Below are 13375 nucleotides of genomic sequence, written 5' to 3'. Positions count from 1 at the left end.
CTTGTTGGCGCCCAATTTAACCACTCTTATTATAATCGGGCCCCCAACCTTGCACTTCAGGCGGTGGGGCGGATCGCGACCACGACGGTGTCGAGGGCGTCAACGCTCCCGCCGTCGCTGGTGGGCACCGGGCGGCGGACGGTCTCGGCCCGCTGGATTCGCAGCCCGGCGAGGCCGTCGACCACGGCCTCCGGGGTGAGCAGGATCGCCGGGTCCTGCGGGCCGCCGGTGCCGCCGGTGAGGTTGGCCCGGTCGTGGCCGACGATGACCAGGGCGCCGCCGGGGCGCAGCGCCCGCCGCGCCGAGTCGAGGACCGCCGCCAGCTGCTCCGCGGGCAGGTGCAGGTAGCTGATCAGGACCAGGTCGTAGCTGCCGGGCACCGGCCGGTACGCGGTGACGTCCACGACCCGCCACTCGACCGCTACGCCCCGGCGGGCGGCCAGCTCACGACCTCGCTCGACGGCCACCGGCGAGAAGTCCAGCGCGGTGACCCGCCAGCCGCGCTCGGCCAGCCAGGCGGTGTTGCGTCCCTCACCGGCCGCCACGTCGAGGGCGCTGCCGGGGCTGAGCCCCTCGACCGACTCGACGACGAACCGGTTCGGCTCGGCGCCCCACACCAGATCCGGCGTGGCGGCGTACCGCGCGTCCCAGGCGCTACTGTCCACTACGTCTCCCCCTCCGGCGGCGTCGCCCCCGACGCCACCGTGACCGTACCGCCAAATGTAAGCGCTCCCACAGCGGTCCGTTCTGTAGGTGACTCACCCGCACACGCCACCGTCGGGCGACACGCAGGGCCCACGAGGGATCGACGCAGTGCTTATTCTGTGCCCCGAACGATCCAGCGGAAGGGGCCCGATGCCGTCGCGGCAGGACCAACTCCACTCGTACCAGTTCACCGTCCAGCGGGCGGTGGCCGCGCTGGTGATGCGGGAGACCGACCCCGCGCGGTCGCCGTTCCGGCGGCTGGCCGGCGCGGGCCTGGCCAGTGTGCTGGTCGCCGTGATCGCGCTCGGCGGCGTGGCCCTGTACGGCCTGTTCGCCGGCGGGGGCAGTTCCTGGCGTGACCCCGGCGCGGTGATCGTGGAGAAGGAGTCCGGTGCGCGGTTCGTCTACCGGGAGAACACGCTCCATCCGGTGCTCAACTACGCCTCCGCCCTGCTGATCATCGGAGCGGACCGCCCGAAGACCGTCCTGGTCTCCCGCCGCTCGATCGAAGGCGTGCCGCGCGGCCTGCCCCTCGGCATCCCCGACGCGCCGGACTCCCTGCCGTCGTCCGGCCGGCTCGCCACCGCGGCATGGACGGTCTGCTCGGTCGACGTCACCGAGGCGGGGCGGGCCGAGGTCCGCTCGGCCCTGCTGATCGGGCGGGACGCGCCCGGCGGGCGGTCGCTCGGCGAGCAGGCGTTGCTGCTGCGGCATCCCGACGGCAGCCTGCACCTGCTCTGGCACGGGCGGCGCTACCTGCTCCGGGATCCCGACCGGGTGCTCGCCGCGCTGGCCGCCACCCCAGCCCGGGCGACGGCGGTGGCCCCGGCGTTGCTCAACACCGTGCCGGCCGGCGCCGACCTGGCCCCGCCCTCGGTGCGCCACCTCGGTGAGCCCTCCGACCGGGTCGACGGCGCCACCGTCGGCGACGTCTACCTGGTCCGCAACTCGGGTGGCAGCCGTCAGTACGCGGTGGCCGAGCGGGACGGCCTGGCCGGCATCACCGAGTTTCAAGCCGCGCTGCTGCTCGCCCGGACCGGTCAGGGCGACCCGAAGCCGATCACCCTCGGCCGCTTCGCCGCCCTGCCCAAGCTTTCCGACCGGGCGCCGGCCGGGCCGGCCGCCCCGCCGGCCGCGCCGCCCCGGCTGGCGACCGCGGACGGCGGTGCGCTCTGCGCCAAGGTCAGCGACGACGCCGGCGTACCCGACGTCCGGGTGGGCGTCCGACCGCCGGACCTCACCGCCGCGCCACCGAGGGCGGTCGATCAGGGCGGGCTCGCCGACCGGGTGATGGTCGAACCGGGCAGGGGCGCGGTGGTCGAGGCCGTGCCGGCGCCCGGTGCCGCCGGGGGCGCGATCTGCGTCGTCACCGACCTCGGCCGGCGGCACGTGCTCACCGGCCCCGACGTGCTCGGCATGCTCGGCTACGCCGGCGTGCACCCGGTGCGGTTGCCGGCGAGCCTGGTCAGCCTGATCCCGGCCGGCAGCCCGCTCGACCCGACCGCCGCCCGGACGGTCGCCGCCCCGGCCTGAACCCGTTCCCGATCAGTGGGCGGGTTTGCGTAGTGCCGTCACCGCGAAGCCGGCGTCGTCCCGCCACGGGCGCAGGTCCCAGGTGGCGAAGCGGTGCTCCAGGCGGAATCCCGCCGCCACCGCGTCGGCGTCGAAATCGGTGAGCGGGTAGCCGCGGTCGGTGCCGAAGCCGACCACCACGATCCCGTCCGGGCGGACGTGCGCGGCGATCCGGGCCAGCACGGCCCTCTCGGTGCCCGGGGCGACGAAGGCCAGCACATTGCCGGCGCACACGACGGCGTCGAACGGCTCCGGCTCGCCCTGCGGAGTCAGGTCCAGTTCGGCCAGGTCGCCGACCAGCCAGCGCGGACCGGGGTGGTCGGCGCGGGCCGCCTCGATCAGCGCCGGGTCGGCGTCCACCCCGACCACGCGGTGGCCGCGGGCGGCGAGTGCGGCGCCGACCCGGCCGGTGCCGCAGCCGGCGTCCAGGATCCGGGCGCCCGGTGGGACCATCGCGTCCAGCAGCCGAGCCTCGCCGGTCAGATCGGCCCCCTCGGCGGCGAGCCGCCGGAACCGCTCGATGTACCACTGCGAGTGGCCGGGCTCGGTATCGGTCTCCCAACGGGTCGGCTTTCCCATGCCGTCACCGTAGCCGGAGCCCTGCCGGCGTCGGCGCGCACGGCCTGTTATCCAAACGTGACCTGGATTCGTCTCGCAACTGTCTTGCCCTCGCGGCCATCTCCGAGCGTTAATTTGTTCAGTCAGCTGACAAAAATGCCACGGCCTCGGCGGGCCGGCGGTGTTGAACAGCCCTGACCGGTCTTCGGCGAGCCGGGCTGGGGACCCCCCTGTCCCTGATCGACGGAGGAATTCCCTCATGTCACATCGCCGACGTCGCGGGCTACGCGACGCCCTCTCCCATGCCCTGCTGAGTATCACCGTCGGCCTCACCGCGACGGCGACCGCGCTGGTGGGCGGCCCGACCGCAGCCCAGGCGGCGACCGCTAAGGCGACCGCGGAGCCGACCTACTCGGTGCTGGTCTTCTCCAAGACCGCCGGGTTCCGGCACGACTCCATCCCCGCCGGCATCGCCGCCATCGAGAAGCTCGGCACCCAGCACGGCTTCGCCGTCGACCGGACGGAGGACGGCGCCGCGTTCAACGACGCCAACCTCGCCCGGTACAAGGCCGTCATCTGGCTGTCCACCACTGGTGACGTCCTCAACGAGGCGCAGCAGGCGGCCTTCGAGCGCTACATCCAGGCCGGCGGCGGCTACGCCGGCGTCCACGCCGCCTCCGACACCGAGTACGACTGGTCCTGGTACGGCAACCTGGTCGGCGCGTACTTCACGTCGCACCCGGCCAACCAGACGGCCACCATCAAGGTGGAGGACCCAGCGCACCCGTCGACCACGTCGCTGCCGTCGCGGTGGTCCCGCTACGACGAGTGGTACAACTTCCGGACCAACCCGCGTGGCAAGGTGCACGTGCTGGCCAGCCTCGACGAGCGCAGCTACTCGCCGGGCGCAGGCGCGATGGGCGCCGACCACCCGTTCGCCTGGTGCCACGACTACGACGGCGGACGCGCCTGGTACACCGCCGGTGGCCACACCCAGGAGTCCTACACCGAGCCGCAGTTCCTGGCTCACCTGCTCGGCGGCATCCAGACCGTGGCGGGCGCGGTGAAGGGCGACTGCAGCGCCTCGTTGAACGGCTCGTTCGAAAAGGTCACCCTGGACGGCAACACGAACAACCCGATGGAGTTGGACATCGCCGCGGACGGGCGGGTGTTCTACGCCGAGCGCGACGGCCGGGTCCAGATCATCAAGCCGGACACCCACACCACGGTCACGGCGATCCGGCTCAACGTTTTCACGGGTAACGAGGACGGGCTGCTCGGCCTGCGGTTGGACCCGAAGTTCGCGACCAACAAGTGGATCTACCTGTATTACTCACCCAATGGCGGCGGGCCGCGCAACCTGCTGTCCCGCTTCACCGTGGAGGGTGACTCGATCAACCTGGCGAGCGAGAAGGTGCTGCTGCAGGTCGACACCCAGCGCAACACCTGCTGCCACGCGGGCGGCAGCATCGTGTTCGACAGCGCCGGCAACCTCTACCTGGCCACCGGCGACAACACCAACCCGTTCGAGTCGGACAACTACACCCCGATCGACGAGCGGCCGGGCCGTCAGGACTATGACGCGCAGCGCTCCGCGGGCAACACCAACGACCTGCGGGGCAAGGTGATCCGCATCCACCCGGAGGCGGACGGCACCTACACCGTTCCGGCGGGCAACCTCTTCCCGGCCGGCACCGCGAAGACCCGCCCGGAGATCTACGGGATGGGCTTCCGCAACCCCTTCCGGATCGGCATGGACCTCAAGACCGACACCCTCTATGTGGCTGACTACGGCCCGGACGCGGGGGCGGCCAACCCGAACCGGGGCCCCGAGGGCCTGGTGGAGTGGAACATCGTCGGGCAGCCCGGCAACTACGGCTGGCCGTACTGCACCGGCAACAACTCCGCGTACAACCGCTACACCTTCCCGTCGGGCCCCAGCGGCGCGAAGTTCGACTGCTCGGCGCCGGTGAACACCTCGCCGAACAACACCGGTCTGACGAACCTGCCGCCGGCCATCCCGGCCACGGTCTGGTACGGCTACGCCGCCAACCCGCTCTTCCCGGAGATCGGCGGCGGCGGCGCGCCGATGGCCGGCCCGGTCTACCGGTACGACCCGAACCTGGCCTCGGACCGCAAGTGGCCCGCCTACTTCGACGGCAAGGCACTGTTCGGCGAGTGGAACCAGAACAAGTTGTACAGCTTCCAGGTCGCGCCCGACGGCCGGTCCCTGGTGGACATCAAGCGGCTGCTGGGTGGGATGAAGTTCATCCGCCCGATGGACCTGGAGTTCGGGCCGGACGGCGCGATGTACATGATCGAGTGGGGCACGGGTTTCGGCGGCAACAACAACGATTCCGGCGTCTACCGGATCGACTACATCGCCGGTGACCGGGCCCCGATCGCGGTGGCGAAGGGCGAGCCCACCTCGGGCCAGTTGCCGCTGACCGTGCAGTTCTCCAGCCAGGGCTCGCGCGACCCGGACGGGGGCGCGCTCAGCTACGCCTGGACGTTCGGCGACGGCGCCACCTCGACCGAGCCGAACCCGACGCACGTCTACACCAAGGCGGGCAACTACACCGCGCAGCTGACCGTGACCAACCCGAAGGACCGCACCGCGGTCGCGAACGTGCCGATCACGGCGGGCAACACCGCCCCCACGGTCAAGATCGAGTTTCCGCCGGACGGCGGCTTCTACGACTGGGGCGACCAGATCAAGTACACGGTCACGGTGACCGACCCCGAGGACGGCGAGATCGACTGCGCCAAGGTGGTCCTGCAGTCCTACCTGGGCCACGATGAGCACGCCCACCCGCTGGAGTCGTACACCGGCTGTTCGGGCGTGGTGCAGACCTCGCTCAGCTCCGGCCACGGCCCCGAGGCCAACGTGTTCGCGGTCCTGGAGGCCTCGTACACCGACAAGGGCGGCGTCGGCGGGGCGGGCCCGCTCACCGGCCGGTCGCTGGTGCAACTGCAGCCCAAGCGCAAGCAGGCCGAATACTTCAGCGCCACCGGCCGGGTGCCCGGCAGCGACAGCAACGGTGACCCGGGCGTGCAGCGGGAGGAGACCGGTGACCCCGCCGGGGGCTACCAGAACATCGGCTGGATCGAGGACGGCGACTGGTGGTCCTTCACGCCCACCAACCTCACCGGCGTCGACTCGCTGCGTTTCCGGGTGGCCTCCAACGCGACGGGCGGCCTGATCGAGGTGCGCACCGGCGCGTACGACGGCCCGCTGGTGGCCACCGCCACCGTGCCGGTGACCGGCGGCTGGCAGACCTGGACCGATGCGGCGGCCACGCTCACCGCGGCCAGCACCGCCACCGGGCCGCTGTTCTTCGTGGCCCGCCGGCCGGCCGGCACCACCCACAAGGACTCCCTGTTCAACGTCAACTGGGTGGACTTCCTGGGCCGGGGCATCACCGAGAACGCGCCACCGGTGGTGAGCGTGTCCGCCACTCCGACCACGGGCACCGCGCCGTTGAAGGTCGACTTCACCAGCACGGCAACCGACCCGGAGGGCGACTACCCGCTGACCTACGCGTGGGACTTCGGTGACGGGGGCAAGGCCACGACCGCCAACGCCAGCCACACCTACACCACGCCGGGGCTGTTCACGGCCACCCTGACCGTCACCGACGCGCGCGGCGCCAAGTCGTTCACCAGCGTCACGGTCAAGGTCGACGCACCGAACACGGCCTGTTTCGGGGTGCACTCGGACAACTTCGACGGCACCTCGCTGGACCGGAACCGGTGGCCGACGATTATCCGGGAGAACCAGACCTACGCGGTGCGCGACGGATCCCTGATCCTGCCCACCGGTGTGGGTGACCTGTACGGCGCCCGCAACGACGCCACCAACATCGTGCTGCAGCCCGCGCCGAACGGGGCCTGGCAGGCGACGACGAAGGTGACGTTGTCGGTCGCGCAGAACTACCAGCAGGCCGGTCTGATCCTCTACGGCGACGACGACAACTACGCCAAGCTGGACCTGCTCTACTCGAGCAGCCGCCGGGTCGAGTTCATCCGGGAGGATGCGGGCAACCCGCGTAACGAGAGCGCGGACAGCACGGCCGCTCCGGCCGGCGAGACGATCTACCTGCGCTTGACCAGCGACGGCACCAACCTGACCGCGGAGTTCTCGGCCGACGGCCAGACGTTCACCCCGGCCGGTCGGGCCGCCGCCCTGGCCGGCATCAACAACCCCAAGATCGGCCTGTTCGCGCTCCAGGGCGGCACGGACGCCCCGGTGGTGAACGCCGCCTTCGACTGGTTCCAGATCTCGCCGGACACCCCGGCCGAGCCGGCGGACCCGTCGGACGAGTTCAACGGGGTCAGCCTGGACAAGTGCCGGTGGAACGCGATCGTCCGCGAGGATCCGACCGCGTACCGGGTCAGCGGCGGCGCGCTGCGGATCGACGTGCCCAACGGTGACATCTACGGCACCGACAACACCGGGCCGACCAACTTCATCCTCCAGACCGCGCCAGCAGGCGACTGGACCCTGGAGACGAAGGTCGACGGCAGTCTGCTGGACGAGCAGTACCAGCAGGCCGGGCTGCTCGTGTACGCCGATGACGACAACTACCTGAAGTTCGACTTCATCGCGGACAACCAGGTCGGGCAGCCGGTGACGCGGCGGATCGAGTTCCGCAGCGAGATCGGCGGCGTGGTGCAGAACCCGCAACCCCAGGTGCAGAACCTGACCAGCGCGGTCTGGCACCTGCGGCTGGAGCGCAAGGGCAACGAGTACACGGCGTCGTACTCGGCGAACGGCACCGACTGGACGTCGTTCCCGTCGCTGACCAACGCCGCGGTCGGGGCCACGCCGAAGGTGGGTCTGTTTACCCTCGGCGCCAACCAGACCGCCCGTAAGACCGCGTCGTTCGACTACTTCCGGCTCAGCGTCGCCGCCAGCGACCGGACCCCGCCGGTGACGAGCGCCAAGGTCGAGGGGCCGGCCGCGGCCGGCTGGCACACCGGGCCGGTGACGGTCACGCTGAGCGCGACCGACAACGCCGGTGGCAGCGGCGTGGCCAAGACCGAGTACCAGCTCGACGGCGACACCGCGTGGACGGCCTACACCGAGCCGATCGTGGTCTCCGGTGACGGCACCCACACCGTGCGGTACCGCTCGACCGACAAGGCGGGCAACGTCGAGGCGACGAAGAGCACCGACTTCAAGATCGACGCCACCGCCCCGGTGACCACCGCGGCGTTCGCCCCGGCGAACGACGAGGGCTGGCACAAGGGCGTCGTCCCGGTGACCCTGTCGGCGACGGACGCCGGCTCCGGGGTCGCCAAGCTGGAGTGGGCGCTCGACGGCGGTTCCTGGACGCCGTACACCGCGCCGGTCAACGTCAGCGGCGACGGGCAGCACGAGCTGCTCTACCGCGCCACCGACGCCGCCGGCAACACCGAGACGCTCAAGTCGGCGATCCTGAAGATCGACGCGACCCGGCCGACGGTGCTGGTGTCCGGCCTGGCCGACGGCCAGCTCTACGGCGACAGCCAGGACGTGCGAATCCGGTACGAGGCGGTCGACGCCACCTCGGGCATCAAGTCGGTCGTCGGCACCCTCGACGGCCGGGCCTACCAGAGCAACACGCTCCAGCCCATGTTCGAGCTGGCGCTCGGCCTGCACGAGCTGACCGTGACCGCCACGGACAAGGCCGACAACCAGTCGACCACCACCGTGCGGTTCTTCGTCACCACCTCGTTCCGGGACATGCAGAAGCTGCTGGACCGGTTCAAGGCGTCGGGGCTGCTGTCGGACTCGGCGCACAAGAAGCTCACGAGCAAGCTCGGCAACATCCGGCTCTCCGAGGCGACCGACAACGACAAGCGGGCGATCGAGCAGTTGATGGCGTTCCGTGACCTCGCCAAGGACGCCAAGCTGGTCACCGACGGGGGTGTCCGTGACGTGCTGGTCCGGGACACCGACGCGATGATCGTGCGGCTCGGCGGAGTCTGGAACAGCGGTTCGGAGATGCAGAAGCTGATCGACCAATTCCGGTCGGGCGGCAAGCTGACGACCGTGGCGCACCGGAAGCTGACCAACAAGCTCACCAACGCGCTGGCGTCCGAGTCGGAGGGCAACAACAAGCGGGCCATCCAGCAGATGACCGCGTTCGCTGTGCTCGCCGGCGACGCCGAACTGGTCACCGATGCCGATGCGCGTGACGTGCTGGTCCGGGAGGCCGAGGCGGCGATCGTGCGCCTCGGCGGCTCGACCGGCGGCACCGGAGTCACGACCAGCTCCGGCCAGTCGCTGTACGGCACCGGCCGCCTCGACGGGGACGCGACCCGCGTCGCCGAGGGCGGCAGCCTGTAACACCATCGCGGGGCGGCCGCCACGGCGGCCGCCCCGCACCCGTCATCCGCACCAACACGAGGGGAAGTTCGTGAGCAATCGGACCAAGCTGCGCCGGGGCTCGACCGGTAGCCCACCGACCCGCTCCCGTGTCGTCCCGGTCGTGCTGGCGTTCCTGGCCGGCGCGCTCGCGGCCGGCCTCATCGCGGCCGCCGTCACCCGCGACTCTTCCCCGACCGCCGACCGGGTCGCCGAGTTGCGGGCCGAGGAGGCCCAGCGCGATGCGCGTCAGATCGTCGAGCTGACCGACCAGGCCCGTCGTACCCGGGAGGCGCTGCTGCCGGTGCTCGACGGGCTGGCCGCCGCCCTGCCGCCCGGCCGGACCCCGGACCCGGCGGCCACCCCGGGAACGGCCGTCACGCCGGGCGCGGGCGCCACCCCGGACGGCGCAACGTCCGGGCCGGCCGTCGACGCGGCGGCGGCGCGCGGCTGGCAGACCACGACCGGCAAGGCGGTCGAGGCGTTCGCCGCTCCACCGTCGGGCGGCACCGGGTTGAACATCGCCCGCTCCGGGCTCTCCGCCGCGGTACGCCAGCTCGACCTGGCGGTCGCGACGTACGCCGCGGCGCTCACCGTGCCCGACGCCCGCCGCCCGGAGCTGCTGGCGATCGCCGCCCGGCAGCGCGACACCGCGGTGGCGACCTGGTCGACCGCCGCCACCCAGCTCGACGTGCTCAACATCGACGCCGGTCACGGCCACACCCACGTCTTCCTGCCCGCGGCACCCGGGCAGGGCGCGCTCACCGCCGACGATGCCCACGAAGGAGCAAATTAGGATGCGAGCACTGCGGGCCCTGCTGGCCCTCCTGGCGGCGCTGCCGCTGTTGCTGCTGCCGGCGCTGCCCGCGGCCGCCCACGACGGGCTCAAACTTGAGGTCGCCGGCGACGGCGCGACCGGGGTGACCGTGCGGGCGACGTACCTCGACGGGCACCCGGTGGAGGACGTGGCGCTGCGGCTCGTGCTCACCGCGACCGCCGAGGACGGGCAATCGGCCGGGCCGGTGCAGCTCAGCCCGGCCGGCGAGGGGCACGGCTTCTACAGCAGTGGCCCGGTGCTCACGCCGGGACGCTGGCAGGTCACCGTCACCGGGCCGGATCCGACCGTCCGCGCGGCGGCCACGGTCGAGGCGCGGGCCGCCCAGTCGGCGCCACCGGCGGAACCGGTCGCGGTCACCGGCAGCGAGTCGGACGGCGGCACCGAGCCGGACGGCGGCTCGCTGTGGTGGGTCGTGGGCGGCATCGCCGCCGTCGCCCTGGTCGGCGCCGGCGTGCTGTTCGCCCGGCGCCGCTGAGCGTCGCCGTTTCGGCCGATCCACCGGGTCCAGGGCCGTCGCGGGCCACCGGCCGCTGGTCGGCGCCGGTGGCCTCCGGTCAGGGGGCGTTGCGGCGCCGACGCGCCACCATGGCACCGGCGATGGCGGCGACGACAGCGATTCCGCCGGCCGCGAGCAGCATCGGGCTCGGACCGCCCGAGCGGTGGGACGAGGCGGCCGGGCTGGCGGATGCGGGGGAGGCGGCGTCGGTGGCTGTCTCGTCCGGGGCGCTGCTGGCGGTCGGGTCGGCGACGGTGAAGGAGTACGAGCCCTGCACGGGGTGCCCGTCGGCGGAGACGACCCGATAGGCGACGGTGTAGGTGCCATTGGCCAACGGCTGGCTGATCGTCACCGTGCCGGTGGCCCCGGCGACGACGGGTTCACCGGTGGGGATCTTCCGCTGACCGGCGTCGGTGAGCACGATGGTGGTGAAGCTGGGGCTCAGGTTCTGCAGGAATTCCAGGGTGATCTGCGTTGGCGGGGCGGTCAGCCGGGAGTCCTGGGCCGGTGTCGCGGCCCGCAGCGCGTTGTGCGCGGCGGCGGGGGAGGCCGGGGCCAGCAGCACGGCCAGGGCGGCCAGCAGGGTGGCGACGATCGCGGCCGCGCTCAGGCGGCACAGGCGTGTGGGCATGGTGGGTTCTTTTCCGGTTGGGTGACGCTCAGCCGAGCAGTTGCTGGCCGATCCAGCCGCCCTCAGGGCAGCCGGGCGGGATGGCGAAGACGGCCGAGCCGATCGGGGTGGTCCACTCGTTGAGCAGATCCTGCTCGGCCAGCCGTTGCTGAATGGGCAGGAACTGGTGGGTGATGTCGGCCTGGTACGACGCGAAGACCAGCCCGCTGTCGGCGTGGCCCTCGGCGGTCGGTGTGCCGTCGTAGCTGTAGGGGCGACGCAGGATCTTCTGCCGGTCGTCGGTGACGTGCGCGCGGGTGAGGTGCGAAAAGTCGGGGATGACGGTGAGCCCGTCGGGGCCGGTGGCGGCGAAGTCGGGTTGGTCGTGTTCGGCGTCGCCGGTGAGTGGGGCGCCGGTGTCGAGGCGGCGGCCGACGGCGAGTTCGCGTTCGGTGCGGCCGAGAAGATCCCAGGTTTCCAGGTTCATGCTGATGCGGCGGACGACCAGGGTGGTGCCGTCGCGCAGCCAGGGCGGCCCCTCGGGCACCCACACGGCGGTCTCCAGGGGCCCACCGGGCCTGGGGTTGGCGGTGCCGTCCAGCTGGCCGAACAGGTTCCGTTGGGTACGGCCGGGTTCGGCGCCCGCAGCGCGGCGGAAGCCCTGTTGCACCCACCGCACCGTGACGAACGGGCGGCTGTCCTTGATCAGCACCCGCTGGGCGTGGGCGACGGTGATCGGGTCGTCGGCGCAGATCTGCAGCAGCAGATCCCCGCCGGACCAGCGGGGCTGGAGCCGGTCGATCCGGAACGCCGGCAGGTCGGCTACCGATGGTGGCCGCCGGTCGTGGAGGCCGGCGGCGGCGTAGAGGCCGGGGCCGAAGCCGAAGGTGACGGTCAGCCGGGCGGGCAGCAGCCCGAGTTCGGGTTCGGTGTCGGCCAGCGCCGGGCGGCCCTGGGTGAGGCGGGCGGCGTCGTCGGACAGCAGGCGCAGCATCCGCCCCAGCGCGGCCCGGTCGGTGCCGGGCCTGAGGTTGAACGCGACGAACGCCGCGTGCGCCTGCGGGGCGGTGGCGACGCCGGCCTGCCGCTGGCCGTGGAACGGTTCGACGGCGCTGCCGACCGCCGCGACCGGGACCGTCTCGCCGGGCCGGGCGGTGGGTTCGCCGGTCCGGAGGGCGGTGACGGCGGCGGCGCCCGCGAGCGCGCCGGCGGTGAGGGCGCCGCCGGTGAGCAGGCCGCGCCTGCTCACCGGGCGAGGGGTGGGACGGCTGGTCATGCCGCGTGGCTCGGGCTCTCGTGCGGCGTTGGCTGGTCGTGGCCGTGGCCGGGCTGGTAGTCCTCCTGGGCACCGGTGAACGGCTTGGCCACGGCGGTGAACGTCTGCGTGCGGCCGTCGGCGAAGGTGAGCGTGAAGGTCAGTTCGTCGCCGGCCTTCACCGGCTGCTTCAGGTCCATCATCATCAGGTGGTCGCCGCCGGGCTCCAGCACGTGGGTGCCCTTCGCCTTGATCACGATGCCGCCCTCCTTGGGCTCCATCACCATCTTCCCGTCCTTCATGGACATGGTGTGCAGCTCCATCGGCGACACGTCCGTCGCCGCCGCGGTGAGCGTCACATCGGTGTCGCCGTCGTTCACGAGGGTGGCGAACGCCGCGCTCATGCCGTGGTCGGCGGCCTTGACCCACGGGTCCCGGACGCCGAGCACCTCCGTCGCCGCGCTCGCCGACGCCGACGGGCTCGACGGCGCCGACGGCTGGTCCGACGAGCCGCAGCCGGCGACGCCGACGGCGAAGAGCGCCGCGGCCGCGGTGAGCAGGATGGCCGGGCGACGAGGCGCGCCGGTGACGGTGGTGCGGGGCATGGGTGATCCCTTCGATGATCAGTTTGTCGAAGGGTTGGTCGAGCACCGCAAAGAGAAAGTTCCGTGGCAAAAGTGATTGATCTCACCAGCCGCAGCTCAGGCGGCGCCCGCCCTCATGTACCGGTAGTCGCGGCCGTGGCCGGCTTGGTTCCCGCGGTGTTGCGCCGAGGGCCTGCCCGCACAGCTCCCAGAAACGCCGCTGGCCGTCGGCGTTGATGCCGACGGCCAGCGTGAGGACTTCGGTTCTGGTCCGCGTCCGGGTACGGGTCAGCGGGGACGCCGTGCTGCTCGACGGGGCCCTGCCCGAGCGGGCCGCTCTGGTGCGGGCAGCGCTCCAGCATCACGGTGACGTCGTCGCCATGCCGGTAGAGGATCACCGAGACC

General features: G+C 72.2%; 9 protein-coding genes. 4 read left to right on the top strand and 5 right to left on the bottom strand.

Going from position 1 to position 13375, the window contains the following annotated elements; genetic code table 11:
- Window positions 1–56: 56 nt before the first annotated feature.
- Window positions 57–665, bottom strand: coding sequence for a class I SAM-dependent methyltransferase (locus ABZ671_RS31465; protein WP_357864933.1), 609 nt, complete (start codon window positions 663–665; stop codon window positions 57–59).
- A gap of 190 nt (window positions 666–855) precedes the next feature.
- Here ABZ671_RS31465 and eccB point away from each other — a divergent pair, with 190 nt between their 5' ends.
- A complete protein-coding gene (gene eccB, locus ABZ671_RS31460; RefSeq protein WP_357864931.1) occupies window positions 856–2238 on the top strand; it encodes a type VII secretion protein EccB in 1383 nt (460 codons plus the stop codon).
- A 12-nt stretch (window positions 2239–2250) separates the two neighbouring features.
- Here eccB and ABZ671_RS31455 read toward each other — a convergent pair whose 3' ends face one another.
- Window positions 2251–2856: a class I SAM-dependent methyltransferase gene (locus tag ABZ671_RS31455; protein WP_357864929.1), complete on the bottom strand. Its 606-nt coding sequence runs from the start codon at window positions 2854–2856 to the stop codon at window positions 2251–2253.
- Window positions 2857–3094: 238 nt separating this feature from the next.
- On the opposite strand from ABZ671_RS31455, the gene ABZ671_RS31450 reads away from it, so the two are divergent.
- The 3 genes from ABZ671_RS31450 to ABZ671_RS31440 all read left to right on the top strand — a co-directional run bounded on the left by ABZ671_RS31450 (window position 3095) and on the right by ABZ671_RS31440 (window position 10500).
- Window positions 3095–9169 carry a ThuA domain-containing protein gene (locus tag ABZ671_RS31450; RefSeq protein WP_357864927.1) on the top strand — a complete coding sequence of 2025 codons (6075 nt, stop codon included), beginning with the start codon at window positions 3095–3097 and terminating at the stop codon, window positions 9167–9169.
- 70 nt (window positions 9170–9239) lie between these two features.
- The gene (locus ABZ671_RS31445; protein WP_357864926.1) at window positions 9240–9983 is read left to right on the top strand and encodes a hypothetical protein; all 744 of its coding nucleotides are present in this window, start codon (window positions 9240–9242) and stop codon (window positions 9981–9983) included.
- 1 nt (window position 9984) lies between these two features.
- Window positions 9985–10500 (top strand): hypothetical protein, encoded by a 516-nt coding sequence (locus ABZ671_RS31440; protein ID WP_357864924.1) that lies wholly within the window; start codon window positions 9985–9987, stop codon window positions 10498–10500.
- Between the two features lie 79 nt (window positions 10501–10579).
- Here ABZ671_RS31440 and ABZ671_RS31435 read toward each other — a convergent pair whose 3' ends face one another.
- Genes ABZ671_RS31435 through ABZ671_RS31425 form a run of 3 tightly spaced genes read right to left on the bottom strand, consistent with a single transcriptional unit; the run spans window position 10580 to window position 12991 of the window.
- Complete coding sequence (locus tag ABZ671_RS31435) at window positions 10580–11152, bottom strand: copper resistance CopC family protein (protein ID WP_357864922.1); 573 nt, start codon at window positions 11150–11152, stop codon at window positions 10580–10582.
- Window positions 11153–11180: 28 nt separating this feature from the next.
- Window positions 11181–12407 carry a Dyp-type peroxidase gene (locus ABZ671_RS31430; RefSeq protein WP_357864920.1) on the bottom strand — a complete coding sequence of 409 codons (1227 nt, stop codon included), beginning with the start codon at window positions 12405–12407 and terminating at the stop codon, window positions 11181–11183.
- Window positions 12404–12991, bottom strand: a complete 588-nt coding sequence (locus ABZ671_RS31425) for a copper chaperone PCu(A)C (protein WP_357864918.1) — start codon at window positions 12989–12991, stop codon at window positions 12404–12406. The genes ABZ671_RS31430 and ABZ671_RS31425 overlap by 4 nt, the downstream gene beginning before the upstream one ends.
- Window positions 12992–13375: the final 384 nt, after the last annotated feature.

The sequence above is a fragment of the Micromonospora sp. NPDC006766 genome (assembly GCF_040636055.1).
Lineage (GTDB): Bacteria > Actinomycetota > Actinomycetes > Mycobacteriales > Micromonosporaceae > Micromonospora.
The sequence above is the reverse complement of the archived record's forward strand: the minus strand, read 5'-3'. Positions and strand labels throughout refer to the sequence as shown.

Excerpts from the sequence above, each read along its gene's own strand:
- ABZ671_RS31450 (WP_357864927.1), top strand. The coding sequence starts at position 3,095 with ATGTCACATCGCCGACGTCGCGGGCTACGCGACGCCCTCTCCCATGCC.
- ABZ671_RS31435 (WP_357864922.1), bottom strand. The coding sequence starts at position 11,152 with ATGCCCACACGCCTGTGCCGCCTGAGCGCGGCCGCGATCGTCGCCACC.
- ABZ671_RS31440 (WP_357864924.1), top strand. The coding sequence starts at position 9,985 with ATGCGAGCACTGCGGGCCCTGCTGGCCCTCCTGGCGGCGCTGCCGCTG.
- ABZ671_RS31425 (WP_357864918.1), bottom strand. The coding sequence starts at position 12,991 with ATGCCCCGCACCACCGTCACCGGCGCGCCTCGTCGCCCGGCCATCCTG.
- ABZ671_RS31455 (WP_357864929.1), bottom strand. The coding sequence starts at position 2,856 with ATGGGAAAGCCGACCCGTTGGGAGACCGATACCGAGCCCGGCCACTCG.
- ABZ671_RS31430 (WP_357864920.1), bottom strand. The coding sequence starts at position 12,407 with ATGACCAGCCGTCCCACCCCTCGCCCGGTGAGCAGGCGCGGCCTGCTC.
- eccB (WP_357864931.1), top strand. The coding sequence starts at position 856 with ATGCCGTCGCGGCAGGACCAACTCCACTCGTACCAGTTCACCGTCCAG.